Origin of the sequence: Gordonia sp. SCSIO 19800, from assembly GCF_018132775.1 — a bacterium.
Taxonomy (GTDB): domain Bacteria; phylum Actinomycetota; class Actinomycetes; order Mycobacteriales; family Mycobacteriaceae; genus Gordonia; species Gordonia hongkongensis.
In genome coordinates, this window is the sequence record NZ_JAGRQM010000019.1 from 16,946 (window position 1) to 37,835 (window position 20,890).

Here is a 20,890-nt window from a genome sequence, read left to right on the forward strand (position 1 = left end):
CTCAGGCTCCCGCCGCGCCGGAAGAGCTGTCGGCGGCCGGAATGTCGAGCCGGTGGCGCAGCATCGTGACATACCAGTTGACGAAGGCCTCGACCTGGATCTCCGACGTACTGTAAGGGCCGGGAACGTAAGCGGGATCGCTGATCCCGCTGTGCGCGAGCGCAACGAGGTCGGCGTCCTGCTGATTCGTCGTCTCCCAGACCCCGGTGAGCTGGTCGAGGTCATAGTCGACGCCCTCCACGGCGTCACGATGGACGAGCCAGGTGGTGCGCACCAGGGTCTGATCGGCGGAGACCGGGATGACCGCGAAGAGCACGGCGTGGTCGCTCGTCACGTGCAGCCACATGTTGGGCTGCAGGTGCATCGACAGCCGGCCGAGTCGCGCGTCGGGGATGTCGGTGAGGAGGCGGCCGCAGGCCGCGGAGCCGTCGAGGGTGAACGACTCGCCGGCGAGGTCGAGTGCGTCGCGCTCGATGTGGAATCCGGTTGCGCGCGTGTCGAGTTGGACGACCCGGGTGTGGGGTAGGCCGTGGCGGTCCCAGATCTCGGTCTGTTCCGCGGTGGCGCGGTGGAACCGGTCGAACGCCGGCGCCAGCCGGCTGGGGATGGCGTCGGTGTCGCTGTATCCCCAGGTCGGGAAGAACACGTTGAGGAGTTCCGGATGGCCACCGCAGTGGTAGCACTCGCGGTTGTTCTCCATCGTCAGTTTCCAGTTGCCGTCTTCGACGATGTCGACCTGTTTGGCCACCTTGGCCTCGGCGAGACGGTGCGGCGTCAGATAGGGCTCGACGACGGCGGCGACCTCGTCGATGTCGGCCGGCGGGTCGTCGGCCAGGCAGATGAACACCAGGCCGCCGATCGTGCGGACATGTACCGAGCGCAGCGAGTAACAGGACTTGTCGAAGCCGGGCGCCTGGTCATCGGCGAACTCGAGGCGCCCGTCCATCCCGTAGGTCCACGAGTGGTAGGTGCACACCAGGGTCCCGGTCGATCCGCTGGGCTCGGTGAGCAGGCGGGCCCCTCGATGCCGACACACATTGTGGTGGGCCCGGACCCGGCCGTCGTCGTCTCGGACGACGATGACCGACCGGGTCGAGAAGGTGATGGTGACGTAGTCACCGGGATCGGTGATCTCGGCTTCGGTGGCCACGAAAATCCATGACTGAGAGAAGATCTCGTCGACATCGAGGTCGAAGAACTCCTGGCTCACATAGAACTCCGCCGGCAGGCTCTCGCCTGCGCGGCGGTCGGCGATCAGAGCGCGGGTGCCGGTTTCCGGTGCCCTGGTGGCGGCATGCGCGACGAATGGTGCAGTCATCAGCAGTGCGGGCCTCTCTGCACGGTCGGTGACGGATCTGTCGGGATGGCGGTTACATCGAGATCAACTGCATTGCAGTCGATCTCGAGACAGTCGGACGGCGCGTGGATTCGGCCGGGCCAAGCTGGGGGAGTGTTGATTTGTTGCGTCATACGCAACGACGCGCATGCTATGCAACAAGTGTGAGTCTCGGGTCTTGCGGTGTCAAGCGGGACGTGCGACCGTTTCTCCACGAGCCACACAGGCGTCGAGGGACCGTCGAGAGCCAGGCTCGGCCGCTCTACCCGACAGGGGTCGCATCATGACCGTCTGCGTCTTCGAACTGTTCTCCGTCGGCGTCGGACCGTCGAGTTCGCACACCGTCGGGCCGATGCGTGCCGCCCAGCGATTCGTGGCCGGCCTCGCGCGGACGGGAGACCTCCTCGAGGTGACGCGTCTCGAGGTCGACCTCTACGGATCACTGGCCGCCACCGGAGCGGGACACGGCACGCTGACCGCGGTGCTGCTGGGTCTGGAGGGCCACGAGCCCGAGAGCATCAGCTCCGAGACGAAGGCGGCGCGGATCGCCGACATGGAACGCACCGGGCGAATTCGACTCGGCGGGCTGGTCGAGTTGCCGTTCAGAGCGAACGACATCGGTTGCCATCCGCGGGTCATCCGTCCGCGGCACCCGAACGCGATGGAACTGCGGGCATCCACCCGGGGCGGTGCGCGACTGCCTGCTGAACGGTATTACTCGGTCGGCGGCGGTTTCGTCGTGACCGACGCGAGTCCGACAATCCGTCGGTTGGTACGGACGTACCATTCGGCAACGGCTCCCGACGACGTGACCGTCCGGTTCCTGTTGGCCGCGGGTGCGATCGGCGGGCTCATCAAATCGGGGGCGTCGATCTCGGGTGCCGACGTGGGTTGCCAGGGCGAGGTGGGTTCCGCGGCGGCGATGGCCGCCGGTGCACTGGCCGAGATCCGCTCAGCGTGGTGGAGTGCTGAAGCCGGACGCTAGTCGCCCAGCACCCGCCGCAGGTAGTCGTTGGCGAACACGCGGGACGGGTCGTATCGGTCCCGGACGGAACGGAATTCGTCGAACCGTGGATAGACGCCGCGTAGATACTCGGCGTCTCGGGCGTGCATCTTTCCCCAGTGGGGCCGGCCGCCGAGACCGGTGAGGATGGCTTCGACGTCGGCGAAGTAGGCATCGGAGTCGGCGGGATCGTCGCGGTGATAACGGTGTACGGCGATGTAACCGCTGGTGCGTCCGGAGGCGGTGGAAAGCATGAGGTCATCGGCCGCGGCGGCGCGGACCTCGATGGGGAAGCTGACGAGGTGGTCGCGCCGGTCGAGGAGGGCGCGGATCTCGCGCAGCGCCTCCGGCACGGCCTCGAGGTCGACGGCGTACTCCATCTCGCGGAACCGGACGTCGCGGTCGGAGACGAAGACCCCGGTGGAGGAGTCGGTGAACTCTCGTGCGGAGAGCGCGCGACCGGTGACCCCGTTGATCGTCGGCACCAATCGCGGCGCGCGCGCACCGATCTCGCACAGCAGACGAAGGGCCTTGTTGCTCAACAGTTCGTCGTCGATGTAGCGCTTGACGCGCGACGGCCCGGTGACCGGGGCGTCGGGACCGACCCGCGTGTTCGTCTTCACCAGAGCGCAATTGGTGTGCGGGAACAGGTAGAACTCGTGGTGGTCGGTGGTCGCGACGCGCTCGTGGAAGGCGGCGATCGCCGCATCGGCCGTCTCGGGACCCTCGACCGCGTGCAGCCGGAACTCGTCGACACAGTCGATGGTCAGTTCCACAACGACCCCGAGCGCGCCGAGGCCGAGTGCGACGGCCTGCATGTCGGCGTCGTCGGCGGTCACGGTGACGATCTCGCCGGAGCCGGTGACGATGGTCGCGCCGACGATCTGGGTGCTGATGCCGCCGAAGGCGAGCCCGGTGCCGTGGGTTCCGGTCGAGGTGGCGCCGGCGATCGTCTGACGATCGACGTCGCCGAGATTGGTCATCGCGAGTCCGAAAGGTGCCAGGATCCCCGGGATCTCGTGCAGGTGCGTGCCGGCGCGCACGGTCACTCGATGGCCGTCGACCGCGACCAGACCACGCAGGCGCGACAGGTCGAGTTGAACGTCGTCGGCCACGGCGATGGGGGAGAAGCTGTGTCCCGCGCCGACGGTCTTCACCGTGCCGCCGCGCGCGGCCGTCTCCCGGACGATGTCGGCGATCTCGGCGGCACTCGCCGGGTGCCGCACCCGGTTCGGCGTGCAGGCCGCGGTGCCGCCCCAGTTGCGCCAGCCGGGCGCCGAACGCTCAGCGGTCCTGCTCACAGGAAGCACCTGCCCTCTCCTCGGTAGGTCGGTACGACCTCATCGACCACCGCGTGCCCGGCGTCGTCGCGGCCGATGATCGCGACCTCGCGCGCTCGTTCGCACACCTCGCCGGACTTGGTGTGCCGGAACCACACCCGACTCCCGACGTCGATCTCGTCCGCGACCGCACCTCGCAGCGGGGTCTGCACCTCGCCGGCGGCCTCGGTACCGACGTAGGTGAGTCCGTGCGGCCACACGGGTGTGGGCAACCGGTCGGCAGCGGGCGGGCCGGACGCGATCCAACCGCCGCCCGCGCAGGTCACGACGCCGGGCGCCGGGCGGCGGACGACGTCGAGACCGAAGGACAGCGCGGGGGCGGGACGGAACCGCGCGTACCCGTCGAACAGGTGGCCGCCGAACAGGCCGCTGCCCGCGGCGATGTCGGTGACCGAGCGGTCGCGCGCGGTCTCCTCGAGGGAACCGGTGCCGCCTCCGTTGACGAACTCCAGGTCGGCGATCCGGCGCACGTCGTCGATCACCTTGCCGCGGCGACGGCGCAACTCGGCCATCGAACGTCGTTGCATCGCGCGAATCGCCCGGTTGGCCAACGCCTTACCGGGCGCCGCATCGGCCACCCCGGCCACCTGTGCCTCGTAGGACATGACCCCGACGAGATCGAAGCCGGCCCGTGCCACGATGATCCGTGCCAGCTCCAGTGCGTCACGACGGGAGTGCACCGGCGAGCGGCGAACCCCGATGTGCACCCGCCCGCCCAGTAGACGGTACGACGCGTCGAGGTCGATCGCGACGCGGATCGGCGGCCGGGCGGACGGAGGCACGACGGCGTCGATGAGGTCGAGTTGGTCGACGGAATCGACGAGCACGCTCACCCGACGGGTCGCGACCTCGTCGGCGGCCAAGGCCGCCAGTGCATCCCGCCGCACACTGGGGTATCCCATCAGCACGTCGTCGATCCCCGAGGTCGTGGCGAGCCAGTGTGCCTCGGCGACGTCGTAGGCGAGCACCCCCGCGAAACCGGCGCGCGCGGTGATGTCGTCGATGACCGAGCGGACACGGACGGATTTCGTGGCCAGGCGGATCGGGACACCCGCCGACCGACGCGTGAGATCGGCGACGTTGTGCTCCAGGGCGGCCCGGTCGAGTGCGAGGACCGGTGCGTCGAGTCCCGCGTCGGCGACCGCTTGATCAATTGCCGCCCAATAGGATTCGGGATCACTCAGCCACGGCGCGGGCGTCGGCGTCACCGGTGCCGCGTCGGGCGCCTCACCCGAAGCTGACATGGGTCATGAGCTGATCGGTGATCGAGCGGATGATCGCGTCGACGACCTTGTCGTCGGCGGTGCTGAGGTAGACGAGCGTGATCGAGTTCGTCGCCGCGATGATCAGCGGACCGAGGTCCTCGACCGGCGTCATCCATTCCATGGGCGTCAGGTCGGCCATCGACTGCAGTCCGGCCGAGGCCACCCGGTAGAGCTGCTCGTACATGTGTTTGCCGACCTGCTGCAGCTCCGGGTGATTGTGCGCGTAGATGCCGAGTGCGATGGTCGCCTGCATCCGGCCGGGATCGGCTTTGAGCAGGTCGTAGAACGCGTGGAACTGGCTCACCATGCTCGACCGCATCGTCTCCACGCCCGGCTCGGGTCCGTAGTCGGCGGCGGGCAGCACCGCGTGCAGCATGCGCTCGATGTCGGTGGGGACCGCCGTCTCCATGACCGCACACAACAGTGCGGTGCGACTCTCGAAGGCATAGTGGAAACTTGCGAGCGGCATGCCGGCGTGGGCGCAGATGCGACGCGTGGTCGCGCCCTCGACCCCATGGTCGGCGATCACACGGTACGCCGATTCGAGAAGCGCGCTTCGACGTTGGTCGACGGACATCCGTGCCACTGCGGTATCTTCCTGACCACATGCGCCGGCGCATGCTCGGGTGGACAATACGCCGCAGCCTATCAGTGCCGGTGAGGCGCATAATGCCGTTCACCCGGAAGAAATCGCAGATCACACCGGCGACGGTCGGGAGGCGTGCGCCGCACGGCGCGACCGCCGTCTGCCCGGGGTGACGCCACCGAACGCACTACTGTGTGAACGTGACCTCCACGACCGGTAGAAAAGGCACCAACGACCTGCGCCGCGACGTCCTCGCGCGTGCGGGTTCGGCGGGAGTGGCGGTGTCCGACGCCGTCGTGGCGCGGCTCGCCGCCGAGGGACTCGGTCCCGCCCGCGCGCTGGGCGCCTCCCGCGACCAGATAGCGCCGCACGTGCGGCGGAGCCCGCATCTGCGGAACGGCGCCTTCGTCAACCCGGAACCCCCGTCGATCGCCGATCCGAGCCTGCAGGTCCTCACCGACATGGCCCGGCGGCCCGGCCGGCCGCGCCGACCGGTCATGGTGACGGTCCCACGCTTCGAGGCCCCCGGCGACCTCGCCGTCACCTGGCTCGGCCACGCCACCGCCGTCGTCGACATCGACGGCGCGCGGGTCATCACCGATCCGGTCCTCAGCCGCCGCTGCTCGCCCAGCCAACTCGTCGGGCCCGGACGCATGCACTCCGCCCCACTGGCGCCGTCACAGTTGCCGCCACTCGACGTCGTCCTGATCAGTCACGACCACTACGACCATCTCGACATGGACACCGTCGTCACGATCGCCGACACCCAGCCCGACGCGGTGTTCGTCACGACGATCGGGGTCGGCGCGCACCTGGCCTCCTGGGGGATCGCGGAAGATCGCATCCGGCAGGCGGATTGGTGGGATGAGGTGGTGGTGCCGACCGGCGCGGGCGAGCTGCGGTTCACCTGCGGTCCGGCGCGACACTTCTCGGGGCGGTGGCTGGAGCGGAACCTCACCCAGTGGGGCAGCTGGGCGATCACCGGACGGGAGCACAAGGTCTTCTTCTCCGGGGACACCGGCCACAGCGAGCGCTTCGCCGATGTCGGCGACCGACTCGGCCCGTTCGACCTCACCCTCATCGCCGTCGGAGCCTACGACGTGATGTGGCCGGACATCCACGTGAACCCCGAGGAGGCCCTGTCGATCCACCGGATGGTCTCGCCCGGTACGGGATCCGACTCGGTCTTCATCCCGATCCACTGGGGCACGTTCAACCTCGCGCGCCATCCCTGGGGGGAGCCCATCGCGCGGTTGCAGGCGGACGCCGGGCCGGACAAGCCGACGATCCTGGTGCCGCAACCGGGCGGTTCGATCGACCTGACAACGCGGACCGGTAGCGGTGTGGCACAACCCAATTGGTGGGAGGCTTCGGCGTGAGCTCGCCGACGGAGATCGCGGACGCCGGCCTGACCGCGACCGAGGTGGCGCAGCGGGTCGCGGCCGGCCAGGTCAACGCGCTGCCCGACCGGTCCGGCCGCAGTGTGGCCGACATCGTCCGCGCGAATGTCTTCACCCGGATCAACGCGATTCTCGGGGTGCTGTTCGCGATCGTGGTGTTCACCGGATCGCTCATCAACGGCCTGTTCGGACTGCTGATCATCGCCAATTCCGGGATCGGCATCATCCAGGAGGTCCGGGCCAAGCGGACGCTCGACAAGCTCGCGATCGTCGGCCAGACCCGACCCCGGGTCCGGCGCGATGGCGAGGTCACCGAGGTACCGCCGGACGAGGTGGTGCTCGACGACATCATCGAGATCGGTGCCGGCGATCAGATCGTCGTCGACGGCGAGGTCGTCGAGGCCATCGCCCTCGACGTCGACGAGTCACTGCTCACCGGCGAGGCCGACCCGATCGACAAGGACCCGGGAGACGCGGTGCTGTCGGGCAGCTTCGTGGTCGCCGGCGGTGGCGCGTACCGCGCCACCAAGGTCGGCGCCGATGCCTACGCGGCCCAGCTCGCGGCCGAGGCGTCGAAGTTCACGCTGGTCTCCTCCGAGTTGCGCTCCGGCATCGACCAGATCCTGCGGGTGATCACCTGGTTGCTGATCCCCGCCGGCGTCCTGACCATCGTCAACCAACTCTTCGTCAGCGACAACGGGTTGCGGCGGTCCCTGCTCGGCATGGTCGCCGCGCTGGTGCCGATGGTGCCCGAGGGGCTCGTCCTGATGACCTCGATCGCCTTCGCGGTGGGTGTGGTGCGGCTGGGTCAGCGACAGTGTCTGGTGAACGAACTCCCGGCCATCGAAGGGCTCGCGCGCGTCAATGTGGTCTGTGCGGACAAGACCGGCACCCTGACCGAGAACGGGATGCGGCTGGCCGAGGTGCGTTCCCTCGGAACGGTGCCCGCCGAGACCGCGGGACAGGTGCTGGCCGCGCTCGCCGCACACGATCCGCGGCCCAACGCCAGCATGATCGCGGTCGCCGAGGCGCATCCGGTCGCGCCCGACTGGGCGGTGACGGCCATCAAACCGTTCACCTCGGCCACCAAGTGGAGCGGGATGTCGTTCCGCGGGAGCGGGGCCGGCCCGACCGCCGGGATCGACGACGGGCACTGGCTCATCGGTGCGCCCGACGTCCTGCTCGACCCGCAGGGCGAGACGGCCCGTCTCGCCTCCGACATCGGCGCCGCCGGACTCCGTGTCCTGCTGCTGGCGTGCACCGACGTCCCCGTCGACACCGAGCCCGCGCCGGGTCAGGTCGCACCGGGGACCGTCTTCCCGGTCGCACTCGTGGTGCTCGAACAACGGGTCCGGCCCGATGCGCGCGGCACGATCGAGTACTTCGACCAGCAGCATGTCGCGGTGAAGGTCATCTCCGGGGACAACGCCCGGTCGGTGGGGGCGGTCGCCGCGTCGCTGGGGCTCGGATCGGCCGAGTCCTCGGTCGACGCGCGCGAGTTGCCCTCGGAGACGGGCGAACTCGCCGACGTCGTCGAACGGGGCGTCACGTTCGGGCGGGTCCGGCCGGATCAGAAGCGGGCCATGGTGAAGGCGCTGCAATCGCGGGACAACACCGTCGCGATGACCGGCGACGGAGTCAACGACGTCCTCGCGCTCAAGGACGCCGACATCGGCGTGGCGATGGGCTCGGGCAGCTCCGCCGCCCGGTCGGTGGCCCAGATCGTGTTGCTGGACAACAAGTTCGCGACCCTGCCGTATGTGGTGGGCGAAGGTCGGCGTGTGATCGGCAACATCGAACGCGTCTCCAACCTGTTCCTGACCAAGACCGTGTATGCGGTGTTGCTCGCGCTGTTCGTCGGCGTCGGCGGACTCCTCGGCGCGCTGTTCGGGTCCGACCCGCTCAGCTATCCGTTCCAGCCGATCCACGTGACCATCTCGGCGTGGTTCACCATCGGCATCCCGGCGTTCGTGCTGTCGCTGGCCCCCAACAACGAGCGGGCCCGGCGTGGTTTCGTACGGCGGGTGCTGCTCAGCGCCGTGCCCAACGGCATCATCGTCGGCCTGTGCACCTTCGTGACCTACGTGATCGTCAACCCCGGCGGCGCCGGGGTCGAGGTCGGCGGGGATGCGGTCGACCTCTCGCCGGCGCAGACCCAGGCCGCCACCGCGGCGCTGATGACGCTGATCGCGGTCGCGGTCTACGTGCTCGCCGTGGTCGCCCGCCCGTACAACTGGTGGAAGGCGGTGCTCCTCGCGGTCTCCGCTGCCGCATACGTGCTGATCTTCGCGTGGCCGTTCACCCAGGACCTGTTCCGGCTCGACTCGTCGAACTGGGGGATGAACACGGTGGCCCTGCTCTCGGCGGCGGTCGGCATCGCGTGTGTCGAGGTCGTCTCGCGGGTGGCGCCCCGATGGGTCGCCACGCATGACAACGATCAGCACGGGGACGAAGCGCAGGTCAGCGGGGTGCTCACGTCCGACCGATAGAATCTGCGGCAAGTGGCCGGAAGGTGTCCGGCACGTCGATCAGAGGAGACGTCATGGATCTCAAGGGACTCGTCAACAAGGCCAGGGCCACGCTGCAGAAGAATCCGAGCCTGATCGAGAAAGGCGGCGACGCCATCGACAAGGTCACCAAGAACAAGTACTCGGGTCAGGTGGACAAGGCGCAGGATGCCGTGCGCAAGGCCGTCGGCGCGCCGGGACAGGGAAATCCGGGACAGACTCCGCCGACCAATCCCACCAACCCCGGGGAGCCGCTACCGGGTCAGCAGAGCCCGCAGCCCCAGAATCCCCGGCCGCAGGACCCCCAGCAGCCGCAGCACCCGCAGCGGTAGTCCGAGTAGTTCTCAGAGCTGCGCCCGCGGATGTCGGCGATACGCCGACACCGTGGGTTCGGCGTCGATCCAGAACCGCCACGCCAGGTCGGCAGCGCGGCGGACCCCGACCCGAGGCCCCGCGACGACGCGTTCCCCCGGAAGCGGTGCCCCGGGGTCGAGGGTGACCGGGGTCGACGGGTCGGCGAGATCGGTGTCGAGGTCGGCCATCGTGATCCCGAGGGCGCGGCACAGGTTGCCCGGCCCGCTGGCGAGCTTGGCGTCGGGGACCGGCCCCGAGCGCGTCGCACCGCGCCGGGCGCGTGCGAGGTCGACGCCGTCGACCACCGCGCCCGCGCGCAGCAACACCGCCGCAGCGGGTCCCGGCCCGGCGACGACGACGTTCGCGCAATGGTGGCCGTGGATGCGATAGACGTACAACCGTCCCGGGGGCCCGTACATGATCTCCGAGCGGGCGGTTCGGGTGTAGGCATGCGACGCCGGGTCGTCGGGACCGGCGTACGCCTCGACCTCGGTCAGCCGGATCGTCACCCCGTGCCCGGTCACCCGCGAGCCCAGCAGCGAACGTGCCTGTTCGGCGGCGGAGGCGGGGGCACTACTCTCTTGGGTCATGGCGAAGACGAGTGACTCCATCGGCGTTGATCTGTCACCGGAAGATACCTGGGCCGCGGCATCGGATCTCTCGCGGTACAGCGAATGGCTGGTGATCCACGAGACGTGGCGCAGCCCGATCCCGGCGTCCGCCGACCTTCGCAAGGGCACCGAGGTCTCCTCGATCGTGCGGGTCAAAGGCACCCGCGTCCGCTTCGACTGGGTGGTCGAGAAGTTCGAGCCGGTCTCGCACGTCCGCCTCAAGGGCAACGGCAAAGGCGGGGTCAAGGCGAAGCTGGATCTGGGCATCGCTCCCACTTCCAGCGGATCGGAAGTAACCTTCACTGTTGATCTGGGTGGGCTGCCGCTGATCGGGCCCGTGGGTAAGACCGCGGCCATGGCGGTGTCGGGGGATCTGCGTAAGTCGCTGCTGAAATTCCGCGAGGTGTTCGGCTGAGCCACGCGTGAACACGCGGGCCGCGACCGCCGATGCGTCGATGTGTCGTGCGGCGACCACGCGAGAGGCGGGTCTGCAGACCGCCGCCGTACGAGGGGAACGGGAAAAGAACAATGGGGCGTCACAGCTCCGGCGCCGATCGCGCCGGAAACGAGTGGAACGGGAACGACCGGTCGGGTGGGGCGGTTCCGCCACGCGCCCAGACTTCATCGGACAGAGGCAGGTCGAACGATGCCCGGTCGGGAAGCGATGACGACTTCGGCTTCGAGCACCGCAACACCGATGGGGGCCGCCGCGGGGGATGGCTGTGGGCGGGTGCGGTCCTGCTGGTCGTCGTAGCCCTGGTGACCGGCGTCATCATTTGGCAGACGGGTGCGGGTGGCTGCGGGGACCGGACTCGGGTCGCCGTCGCGTCGGACTCGGCGATGACCGGTCCGCTGCGCGAGGTGGCGCGGCAGGCGTCCGCGGACTCGTGTTTCGACTACGACGTGCAGACGGCCGCGGGTGCGGATGTGCCCGGCCTGCTCACCCAGGGTGCAGCGGCTCCGGACCTCTGGGTCGCGGACTCGCAGGTGCAGGCTCGCCGGGTGACGACCCAGGTGCGTCGTGACCTCGATATGGTGTCGCCGTCGATCGCGTCGACCCCGACCGTCGTCGCCGGCACCGACGTACCCGAGCTGGGCACCTGGGTCGAGGTCATGAAGTTGCCTGATCTGCGAACCGGCAGCCCGGTGGACACCAGCACCGGCGACGCCCCGATCATCGGTGCTCTCGCCGCGGTCGACTCCGGCGAGCTCGCCGACGAGGACTTCACCGAGGCGATGACCATCCTCGCCATCCAGCAGAACAATGCGCGCCTGGCCAACGACAACGAGGGCACGCGTCTGAACCTGGCCAACACCTCGGGCGTCCCGGTGGTCACCACCGAGCAACAGTTCGATCTGTTCATGCGCACGCACCAGGGTTCGCAGTTGACGTCGACGATCCCCGCGGCGGGCACGGTCATGCTCGACTATCCGCTGGTCAACACGGCTCCCGCGGCGCGCCAGCAGGCGGCCGCCGACGCCGGGGCGGCCCTCGTCACCGCGCTGAACACCGATGCCGGTCGCGCAGCGCTGGCCGACTCGGGATACCGCGACACCGACGGAAACGGTGTCGGTCAGCCGGTCAAGGAACTGGAGCTGCGCGACCCGTCGTCCGTCGACAAGGCATTGCGGCAGTGGCAGGTACTTGGTGTGCCGATCCGCTCGCTGGTCGTCCAGGACACCTCCGGCTCGATGGAGACACCGGCCGGCGGCACCACCCGGGCGGACCTGCTCATCGACGCCTCCCAGACCGGACTCAAGCTCTTCCCCAACAACACGATGATCGGCGGCTGGGCGTTCAGCGTGAACAAGGGCGGGCCCGGACAGGACTGGGAGGAGCTCGCCCCGATCCGCCGCCTCGATGCCCGCTCGGGAAGCGGTACGCATCGGGACGCGCTCGGCCGGGCCGTCGAAGAGGGGTTGTCGGACCTCGGGGGCGGGACGGGTCTCTACGACACGACCCTCGCGGCATTCAAGAAGGTGCAGGACACCTACGACCCGAACTACTCCAACAGCGTCATCATCATGACCGACGGTCAGAACGAGGACCCGGACAGCATCACGCTCGACAATCTGCTCGCCGAACTGAAGCGCCTGGAGGATCCGGCACGACCGGTGCTGGTGCTGACGATCGGTATCTCCGACGATGCCGACTCCGATGCGCTGAAGCAGATCGCCGAGGCCACGGGTGGCACCACCTACGTCGCGGAGAACGCGGCCGACATCCGCACCGTCTTCGTCGACGCCATCCAGGCGAGGGTCGCAGCCGCGGGACGCTGAGACCGTTCGGAACGCGCCGCGGCCGTCGCCGGGACCAATGGCCGCGCAATCGGCACAATTGGCGCATGACGCACACCCCAGAGCCAACCGAGACCCTCGACCCGAGCACGATCGCCGAACCGGGCCCCCGTTCTTCGCGCCCGTCCCGCAGCCCGCGGGGATCGTCCGTCCTCGCCCGCACCGGCGGGGTGGTCGCGGCGATGGCGGTGGTCGGACTCGTGGCGGGCGCATGCTCGTCCGAGGACTCCGGGTCGGACGACTCGGCCACCGGCACGACGACCGGCGCCGCGACGGGCAGCTCCGCTGCCACCGAGGCCGCCGACGCGGGCTCCGGCGAGTACGAGGACGGCGAGTACACGGCGCGCGGTGAGTACATCTCGCCGGGTGGTCCGCAGAGCGTCGGGGTCACCGTCACGTTGTCGAACTCGGTCATCACCGCCGTGTCGGTGGACACCAGCCAGACCAAGGGCCCGTCGCTCGAGTACCAGGGCAAGTTCGCCGGCGGCATCTCCGACGTCGTGGTGGGCAAGAACATCGACGAGATCGAGGTCGACAAGGTGTCCGGCTCGTCGCTCACCTCCGGCGGTTTCAACGAGGCGATCGAACAGATCAAACAGGAGGCGCAGGCCTGACCTCCGTCGGCACCGCGCACCACTGGGCGTTCGATGCGATCGGCACCCGGTGGACGATCAGCACCCCGGAAACACTTCCCGCCGATGTCGTCGACGCGGTGAACACCGAGATCGACCGGATCGACCGGGCCTGGTCACGGTTCCGGGACGATTCGACGGTCGCGCAGATGGCCAGAGAGGCGGGGCGATACCCGATCGCCGACTCCGACCAACCGCTGGTCGACTGGTACCGCCGTCTGTACGGCCTCACCGGCGGCGCGGTGTCGCCGTTGGTGGGGCGCACGCTCGCCGAGGCCGGTTACGACGCGGCGTACACGCTCCGCGCGTCGGCGCGGGTGCCGACGGCGCCGGCCTGGGAGGCGGTGATCGGTGAGCACGTCGGTGCGCTGGAGATTCGCGAACCGGCTCTGCTCGACGTGGGCGCAGCCGGAAAGGGATTCGCGGTCGACCGGGTGGCGGAGATCGTCGGCGGCCACGTCGACGACTTCGTGGTCGACGCAGGTGGGGACATGGTGATATCGCCGCGTTCCCGCGGACTGCGGGTGGCGCTGGAGCATCCGCTGGACACGACGAAGGCGATCGGCGTCGTGTCCGTTGCCGGCGGCGCGGTCTGCGCCTCGGCGAGCAATCGGCGGGTGTGGGCCGACTGGCACCACATCGTCGATCCGCGTACCGCCTCGCCCGCGCGGGAGGTGCTGGCGACCTGGGTGATCGCGCCGTCGGCGATGGAGGCCGACGGCCTGGCGACGGCGCTGTTCTTCACGCCTGCGGCGTTCCTGCGCGGCGATTTTGACCATCACCGTGAGGGATTTCATCACGTGACCATCCGACGCAACGGGAGCGTCGAACACACCGCCATCCCCGGATTGGAGTTGTTCCTGTGACAACGCTTCTGCCGCAGCTGCTCTCGCCGATCGACGCGGCCCGGCGGCACCTGACCCCGTATCGGGCGGTGCTCTGCGGGCTGGTGGTGCTGGCCGCAGTCGCTTTCGTCGTCTCGGCGACCGATGCCGACTTCGGTTACGGTCCGGACGAATTGGCGGTGTGGCTGGTCGTCGCGGTCGGGGTCAGCGGGGTCGTGAGCTACGTCTGCGCCGGCGTGCTGCGGGTGCCGCCGAACTCGGATTCGTGGCTGATCACGGGACTGATCCTGTTCTTCGTCCTGCCCGGCGGCTCGGAGGACACCGCCGTCGCCACCGTCGCGGTGGGCGCCGCCATCGCCGCGGCGTCGAAATATGTTCTCGCATGGCGTCGTCGGCTGATCGTCAATCCCGCGGTCACGGGTGCGGTCGGTTGTTACGCGCTGGCATACGCCGGTGTCGAGGGCATCAGCTTCCCGTTCTGGTGGGTGGCCGCCGATCCGCTGTTCGTCCCGATGGTCGTGATCGGTGCGGTGGTCGTGACGTTGATCCGCGAGTGGCGACTGGCCCTGGTGTTCATCGGCGCCTCCCTTGTCACGATCGGGGTCGTCGAACTGGTACGCGGCGGCCAGGATCTGTCCACATGGGTGGTGTCGAGTCCGATGCTGTTCGTGGCGGCGATCATGCTGCCCGAGCCGCTGACGTCGCCGGCCACCGAGCTGCACCGACTGTTGTACGCGGCGTTGGTCGGTGTGCTCATGCACTGCCAGTACACGATTGCGATCACCGACGCGTACACGTTGGCGTTCGTGCCCGAGGTGGCGTTGCTCGTCGGATGCCTGTACGCGTTCCTCGTCCGACTGGTATCGGGCACTGCGCGCCGGGTGCCGCTCGACGTCGTCACCGTCCCGGTTGCCGACCGAACCTACGCGGTGCGCGGTGAACCGGTCGGTGGCGCAGCGGTGTTCCAGGCGGGGCAGTGGTCGAGTGTCAGTGTGCCGCGGTGGTCGGCGCCGCTGTGGTCGGGTTCGCGGCGGGTCTTCTCGTTCGTGTCCGCGCCCCGGCAGCAACCGGTGGAGTTCGGCTTCACCGTCGCCGCGGCGCCGTCGACCTACAAGGCAGCACTGGTCGACGGAAACGTACGCCGGGTCTACGTCGACGAGATCGGAGGGGACTTCGTGCTGCCGCGGTCGTTTCCGGCGACCGGATCGGTGGTGTTGATCGCCTCCGGGATCGGGATCACTCCGTTCGTGTCGATGGTGCGGGAGCTGGTGCAGTCGGGCCACGATCTCTCCGGCCTGACCATCGCGCACGTGCTGCGAGATCAGGGGCGTGCCGTATACGCCGATGACCTGGAGAGCGCCCGGGCCGTGAATGCCCGCGTCGCGGCCGTCGAGGCGCCGGAACTCGCCGACGGGATCGATGATCCCACCCGGCTGGCCGAGCTTATCGGTTCCATCGCGGCCGGCGCACACTATTACGTGTCGGGTACGCCTGCGTTCGTCGAACGGACGTCGGCGGCGGTCCGCCGCCTCGACGGTACGACGCGGTCCCGGCCGTGGCGTGTCCACACCGACTCGTTCTCCGGATACTGAACGCGTCTGATGGAGTTCGAATACCACTGCGAGATAGTCACATTCGTCGTCTCGCCGAAGCACGCCTACTTCGGTAGGCCGAAGGACGGCCCGGCCGACGAGGTCGAGACCCGCACCCCAGCCTCGGTGGAGATCGTCGCCGACAAGGGGATTCGTGGTGATCGCTTCTACGGAATCCGAGCCCACACCGAGGCGGCCGTGACGTTTCTGGCGCTCGAAGCATGGATGGCGGCGGCGGCTGACGCCGATCCTGTTCTGGCCCGCCGCAACGTCGTCGTGCGTGGTGTCGAGCTCGATCCGTTGCGGGGACGCGAGTTCGAGCTGGACACCGGGTCGGGTCCGATCCGGTTCCGCGGCGGACGCCCTGCTCATCCGTGTTCGTGGATGGACACCGTTGCCGGGGACGGGGTGCGCAAAGCCCTGATCGGACGTGGTGGACTTCGGACGCAACCGCTGACGTCGGGGACGCTGAGCGTCGGTCCCGCGGTCTTGCGCACCGACGTCGAACTCGACGCCGCCCGCGCCGCCGACCAGGTGCGGCGGGCGCAGCCGACGTAACCGTTACCCCTTGACCCGGGGGGGGGCGAGGTGATGGGTGGCGAACTCCGAAGTGGCTCAGCAGTTTGTCTCCCCGTTCGCAAATGGCGGCCGCCTGACCCGGGACGGACCGTGAGCGGGCACACCGGCCCCCTGCTGTTGGCCGCTGTCTGGCGGACGGTGCCCTTGACAGTCGAGCCGGTAACGCAACGTGCTCGTGTTCAACAGTAGGTATCGCTGAGCGATACCTACTGATGAACACCAGCAATGTCACTGTGGAGTTGTCAAGGGACGGATGCGGTCCCGGGTGTGGCCCGGGTGCGGAAGGTGCTACGCGAAAGTGTGTGTCGGACGGCCGGTCAGGCGGCGTCGTCGAGTCGCATGGTGCGGCGGTTGTAGGCGGGTAGCGGTCGGCGGTGCGGGTCGATATTGGCGGGCGGGACGAGCCACGGGTGGCGGTCGAAACCCATCACGATGTCCCAGCCGTGGTGGTGGACTTGGGTGTGGCAGCGTTGGCAGAGCAGGCAGCCGTTGTCGAGGTCGGTGGGTCCGCCGTCGGCCCACGACTTGATGTGATGCACCTGCGTATGGGACGGCGGTGCACCACATTTGATGCAGCAGGCGTCGCGCACGATGATCGCTTTGCGTAGGTGTGCCGGGTACAACCGGCGGGTGTGACCCATCTGCAGCGGTACGCCTTCGCTGTCGAGGATGATCTCGGTCAGCGATCCGTCGCAGGAGACCTGTTTCGCGGTGGCATGGCTGACCGTCCCGGTCCACGGCAGCGTTGCGAGTTCTCCGGTCGCGGGGATGGTCAGCATCAGTTGCGTGCGTGGGCTTCCGACGGTGTCGATGGTCGCGCCGATCGCTGCTTGGTCGAGGATCAACTCGAAAGCGTCGGCACGGCGCTGCTCGGCGGTTCGTCGATCTTCGGTGCCGTCGGGTTCGGGCCTGGGGCACGAGCGCTCATCGATCATCGTCAGGAACTTCTCGCCCACGACCTGGGTGAGGTCGGCGCGGACTTCGACGCGGCCGTCGTCGGTGGTGTGTGCGTTCACCGAGTTCAAGCTTGCATCGTCCGACGCTCGGATTCCTGCGCCACAAGCATCGGCGAGAGCGTTGCCGATGACGTGAGCATGCTTGAGCACCTCAGTCGGTGTTGCACCGGATAGTGCTTGGGCGATGAGTTCGATCTCAAACCGCGAGCGCTCGTCGCCGGAAAGCGCCTCACCACAACGTCTATCGAGCTCGTTCATGCCGCGGACGATGGCGTCGACGACCTCGCTGGACAGTCTCCCATCGGCGGCATGACGCGCCAAAGCGGGCAGGTTGGGCAGGGCGTCGACACTCCGCATGGTGCGGAGGGCGGAGGCCGGCGCATGTCCAGACTCGATCAGCAGCTTCTTGGTGGTGCTACCGGTCTTCTGTGCGACTCCGAGGGCGTCGAGTTGCGCTGCGTGCGTGGCGATCTGGTGGTCTGCGAGGTTGCGGATCAGGCACCACATGTCGAGGGCGTCGAATGTTGCTCTGCCCGTGGGGTCGTCGGTGGGTGGGGTGGTTCCGATGAGTTGATCGAGGAGAGTGGCTAGCTCTGGCATGACTCCAAGGTACAGGAACATTCGTTCGATTTCGAGGGTTTTCCACAAGCCGAGAACCGCGAATTCGTCCGCTGTGCAGTGTTTTTGGTTGACAGTGCGTCGATTCGCGTTGACTGTCGGGACTATCTCGCGTATCTGCCCGAATTGTGACCGACAGACTTCAACTCGACTCCCAGACCTCGATCGAAGTCTGCCGGTCGAGTTGAAGTCTGGCGGTCGCCGGCCCACCGCCCTCTGGTAGTTGCTGTGCTCGACCCAGCGGGCGGCTTTCAGCGCTCCGGCAACCGCAGATCCAGCGTTTCGGATCCGGAAGCAGTGGCCCAGTGCCGCACAGTCAACGAAAACCGACGCACAGTCGACTGGTCGGGGGGCCTCATCCGGCCAGCGCGCGCAGAAAGAACCCCAGGTTCGCCGGACGTTCGGCCAGGCGTCGGACCAGGTACCCGTACCACTGCTCGCCGTAGGGGATGTAGACCCGGACGCATGCGCCGGCGGCTGCCAACCGGCGCTGCTCGTCGGCCCGTATTCCGTACAGCATCTGGTGTTCCCAGCTGTCCGGCGCGCGACCGAATTCGTCGGCGAGGATTCTCGCGGCGTCGATCATCCTGGGGTCGTGGCTGGCGACCATCGGATAACCGGAGCCCTTCATCAGTATCCGGAGGCACCGCTGATAGCTGTCGTCGACCTGGCGGCGGTCGGTGAACGCGACCGCGGGCGGTTCGGCATAAGCGCCTTTACACAACCGGATTCGGGCGCCCGACGCCGCGAATTCGGCGCAGTCGTCCTCGGTGCGGCGCAGGCAGGCCTGCAGCACGGTCCCGGTCTCCGGGAACTCGGAGCGCAACGACCGCACGATCGCCAGCCGCTGGTCGACGGTGGTGTGATCCTCGGCGTCCACGGTGACCACGACGTCCAGGCCATCGGCCGCCTCGACGATCGTGCGCGCGTTCTCCTCGGCGATCTTCGCGCCGTGCTCCGGCAGTGCGAGACCGAGCGCGGTCAGCTTCAGCGACACCTCCAACGACCCGGCAGGTGCCGGACGGCGTCCCGACAGAGACTTGAGCAGAGCCAGATACGCGGTCACCGTGGCGTCCGCCTGGGATTCGTCGAGGGTGTCCTCGCCCAGGAAGTCGACCGAGACGGAGAGTCCGTCGGCGAGTTCGGCCCCGACGGCGGCCATGGCGGCGTCGAGCGACTCGCCCGGCACGAATCGGCGGACCACTCGTCCGGTGACCGGCCACCGCTGGGACGCGTCCTTGATCCGCTCGCTGCGCGATGCCGCGACGATCGCGGGCCGCAGCACGGTGTCGAAGACGGACCCCATCACAGCGCCGTCCAGTCGGCGACCATGTGCGGGTACGACGAGGTGGTGGGAGGTGAGAAGGTCTCCTTGATCGTGCGGGTCGAGGTCCAGCGCATCAGGTTCTGCTTCGACCCGGCTTTGTCGTTGGTTCCCGACGCCCGGCCGCCGCCGAAGGGTTGCTGCCCGACCACCGCGCCGGTGGGCTTGTCATTGACGTAGAAGTTGCCCGCCGCGTTCCGCAGCCGGTCGGAGGCGAGCGCGACCGCGGCGACATCGGTCGCCATGACCGACCCCGTGAGTGCGTACTGCGCCGTCGAATCGACCAGGCCGAGAATGTTCTCGTAGTCGGCGTCGTCGTAGACGTGAACCGCGAGGATCGGACCGAAGTACTCTATGGCGAACGCCTCGTCGGTCGGGTCGTCGGACACCAAGACCGTGGGTCGGACGAAGTACCCCTCGGTGTCATCGCAGACGCCGCCGACCGCGACGGTCAGCGACGCCGACGACTTGGCCCGGTCGATGGCCGCGACCTGCTTGTCGAACGCGCGCCGATCGATCACCGCACCACCGAAGTTCGTCAGATCTCGGACGTCGCCATAGGCGAGTTCGTCGGCCTCGCCGAGGAACTCGTCACCCATCCGCTCCCACACCGACCTGGCGACATACGCGCGCGACGCCGCCGAACACTTCTGTCCCTGGTACTCGAAAGCGCCGCGCGTCAACGCCGTTCGCAACGCATGAGGTTCGGCCGAGGCGTGCGCGACGATGAAGTCCTTGCCACCGGTCTCGCCGACGAGGCGCGGGTAGTTCCGGTAGTGCTCGATGTTGGCACCGACCTCACGCCACAGATGACGGAACGTCCTCGTCGACCCGGTGAAATGGATCCCGGCCAGATCCTCGTCGGCGAGAACGACGTCCGAGACCGCGGCACCGTCGCCGTGGACGAGGTTGATCACCCCGGGCGGTAATCCGGCGGCCTCGAGCAGCGCCATGGTCAGCTGCGCGGAGTACGCCTGGGTGGGGGAGGGCTTCCAGACGACGGTGTTGCCCATCAACACGGGGGCGGTGGGCAGATTGGCGGCGATGGCGGTGAAGTTGAACGGGGTCACGGCGTAGACGAACCCGTCCAGTGGACGGTGGTCAAGCCGGTTCCACACCCCGGGCGACGACTCCGGTTGCTCGGCGAGGATCTCACGCGCGAAGGCGACGTTGAACCGCCAGAAGTCGACGAGCTCGCAAGGGGCGTCGATCTCGGCCTGCTGCACCGACTTCGACTGACCGAGCATCGTCGCCGCCGCGATCCGCTCGCGCCACGGCCCGGCCAGCAGCTCGGCGGCGCGCAGGATCACGGCCGCGCGGTCGTCGAAGCTCGTGTGAGCCCAGTCGGGGGCGGCGGCGCGAGCGGCGTCCACCGCGGCGCGGGCGTCGTCGTGGGTGGCGTTGGTGATGAAGCCGAGTACCTCGCGGTGTGCGTGGGGCTGGACGACGTCGATCTCCTCACCCGCCCCGAGGCTCAGGTGGCCGCCGATGATGTGCGGGAACTCGCGGCGGCCGGCATGCGACTGTAGCGCCAGCTCGTCGACGATGCGCGCACGCTCGGGCGAACCGGGGGCATAGCTGTGGACGGGTTCGTTCGACGGTCGAGGGGGAGTGGTGATGGCATCCATGACCTCAGTCCACCGT

Annotated in this window: 17 protein-coding genes and 1 pseudogene; 10 read left to right on the forward strand and 8 right to left on the reverse strand. The window is 68.5% G+C overall.

Going from position 1 to position 20,890, the window contains the following annotated elements; genetic code table 11:
- Position 1: 1 nt before the first annotated feature.
- The gene (locus KB201_RS18830; protein WP_078113432.1) at positions 2 to 1,318 is read right to left on the reverse strand and encodes an aromatic ring-hydroxylating dioxygenase subunit alpha; all 1,317 of its coding nucleotides are present in this window, start codon (positions 1,316 to 1,318) and stop codon (positions 2 to 4) included.
- 301 nt (positions 1,319 to 1,619) lie between these two features.
- Between KB201_RS18830 and KB201_RS18835 the strand changes: the two are divergent.
- A pseudogene (locus KB201_RS18835) lies at positions 1,620 to 2,285 on the forward strand (serine dehydratase beta chain); the annotation flags it as partial.
- A 32-nt stretch (positions 2,286 to 2,317) separates the two neighbouring features.
- Here KB201_RS18835 and KB201_RS18840 read toward each other — a convergent pair.
- The 3 genes from KB201_RS18840 to KB201_RS18850 are packed head-to-tail and all read right to left on the reverse strand — an operon-like array spanning position 2,318 to position 5,530.
- Positions 2,318 to 3,649 carry a D-arabinono-1,4-lactone oxidase gene (locus KB201_RS18840; protein WP_211540092.1) on the reverse strand — a complete coding sequence of 444 codons (1,332 nt, stop codon included), beginning with the start codon at positions 3,647 to 3,649 and terminating at the stop codon, positions 2,318 to 2,320.
- Entirely contained in the window at positions 3,637 to 4,923 is a 1,287-nt protein-coding gene (locus KB201_RS18845) for an alanine racemase (protein WP_083229462.1), read from the reverse strand. Before KB201_RS18845 ends, KB201_RS18840 begins: the two co-directional genes overlap by 13 nt.
- Positions 4,907 to 5,530, reverse strand: coding sequence for a TetR/AcrR family transcriptional regulator (locus KB201_RS18850; protein ID WP_165630382.1), 624 nt, complete (start codon positions 5,528 to 5,530; stop codon positions 4,907 to 4,909). Before KB201_RS18850 ends, KB201_RS18845 begins: the two co-directional genes overlap by 17 nt.
- A 194-nt stretch (positions 5,531 to 5,724) precedes the next feature.
- Here KB201_RS18850 and KB201_RS18855 point away from each other — a divergent pair, with 194 nt between their 5' ends.
- The 3 genes from KB201_RS18855 to KB201_RS18865 are packed head-to-tail and all read left to right on the forward strand — an operon-like array spanning position 5,725 to position 9,769.
- Complete coding sequence (locus KB201_RS18855; protein ID WP_165630381.1) at positions 5,725 to 6,909, forward strand: MBL fold metallo-hydrolase; 1,185 nt, start codon at positions 5,725 to 5,727, stop codon at positions 6,907 to 6,909.
- Positions 6,906 to 9,419, forward strand: coding sequence for an HAD-IC family P-type ATPase (locus tag KB201_RS18860; protein WP_068972050.1), 2,514 nt, complete (start codon positions 6,906 to 6,908; stop codon positions 9,417 to 9,419). The genes KB201_RS18855 and KB201_RS18860 overlap by 4 nt, the downstream gene beginning before the upstream one ends.
- A 53-nt stretch (positions 9,420 to 9,472) precedes the next feature.
- Positions 9,473 to 9,769 (forward strand): antitoxin, encoded by a 297-nt coding sequence (locus KB201_RS18865; RefSeq protein ID WP_068972033.1) that lies wholly within the window; start codon positions 9,473 to 9,475, stop codon positions 9,767 to 9,769.
- Positions 9,770 to 9,781: 12 nt separating this feature from the next.
- On the opposite strand, the gene KB201_RS18870 is transcribed toward KB201_RS18865, so the two are convergent.
- Complete coding sequence (locus KB201_RS18870) at positions 9,782 to 10,402, reverse strand: DNA-3-methyladenine glycosylase (RefSeq protein WP_068972049.1); 621 nt, start codon at positions 10,400 to 10,402, stop codon at positions 9,782 to 9,784.
- Here KB201_RS18870 and KB201_RS18875 point away from each other — a divergent pair.
- The 6 genes from KB201_RS18875 to KB201_RS18900 all read left to right on the forward strand — a co-directional run bounded on the left by KB201_RS18875 (position 10,380) and on the right by KB201_RS18900 (position 16,327).
- Positions 10,380 to 10,817: an SRPBCC family protein gene (locus KB201_RS18875; protein ID WP_058251681.1), complete on the forward strand. Its 438-nt coding sequence runs from the start codon at positions 10,380 to 10,382 to the stop codon at positions 10,815 to 10,817. The two genes, KB201_RS18870 and KB201_RS18875, sit on opposite strands and share 23 nt — an antisense overlap.
- Before the next feature lie 113 nt (positions 10,818 to 10,930).
- Positions 10,931 to 12,682, forward strand: coding sequence for a substrate-binding domain-containing protein (locus KB201_RS18880; RefSeq protein WP_058251573.1), 1,752 nt, complete (start codon positions 10,931 to 10,933; stop codon positions 12,680 to 12,682).
- 65 nt (positions 12,683 to 12,747) lie between these two features.
- Positions 12,748 to 13,314 (forward strand): FMN-binding protein, encoded by a 567-nt coding sequence (locus tag KB201_RS18885; RefSeq protein WP_137810899.1) that lies wholly within the window; start codon positions 12,748 to 12,750, stop codon positions 13,312 to 13,314.
- Between the two features lie 38 nt (positions 13,315 to 13,352).
- Entirely contained in the window at positions 13,353 to 14,198 is an 846-nt protein-coding gene (locus KB201_RS18890; RefSeq protein WP_078113428.1) for an FAD:protein FMN transferase, read from the forward strand.
- Positions 14,195 to 15,769, forward strand: a complete 1,575-nt coding sequence (locus KB201_RS18895) for an FAD-dependent oxidoreductase (protein ID WP_165630379.1) — start codon at positions 14,195 to 14,197, stop codon at positions 15,767 to 15,769. The genes KB201_RS18890 and KB201_RS18895 overlap by 4 nt, the downstream gene beginning before the upstream one ends.
- A gap of 9 nt (positions 15,770 to 15,778) precedes the next feature.
- On the forward strand, positions 15,779 to 16,327 hold the full coding sequence (locus KB201_RS18900) for a molybdenum cofactor biosysynthesis protein (RefSeq protein WP_165630378.1): 549 nt from the start codon (positions 15,779 to 15,781) through the stop codon (positions 16,325 to 16,327).
- 338 nt (positions 16,328 to 16,665) lie between these two features.
- On the opposite strand, the gene KB201_RS18905 is transcribed toward KB201_RS18900, so the two are convergent.
- The 3 genes from KB201_RS18905 to pruA all read right to left on the reverse strand — a co-directional run bounded on the left by KB201_RS18905 (position 16,666) and on the right by pruA (position 20,874).
- Complete coding sequence (locus KB201_RS18905) at positions 16,666 to 17,925, reverse strand: HNH endonuclease signature motif containing protein (RefSeq protein WP_211540094.1); 1,260 nt, start codon at positions 17,923 to 17,925, stop codon at positions 16,666 to 16,668.
- Between the two features lie 352 nt (positions 17,926 to 18,277).
- The gene (locus tag KB201_RS18910; RefSeq protein WP_165630376.1) at positions 18,278 to 19,228 is read right to left on the reverse strand and encodes a proline dehydrogenase family protein; all 951 of its coding nucleotides are present in this window, start codon (positions 19,226 to 19,228) and stop codon (positions 18,278 to 18,280) included.
- Entirely contained in the window at positions 19,228 to 20,874 is a 1,647-nt protein-coding gene (pruA, locus tag KB201_RS18915; RefSeq protein WP_078113422.1) for an L-glutamate gamma-semialdehyde dehydrogenase, read from the reverse strand. Before pruA ends, KB201_RS18910 begins: the two co-directional genes overlap by 1 nt.
- Positions 20,875 to 20,890 lie beyond the last annotated feature (16 nt).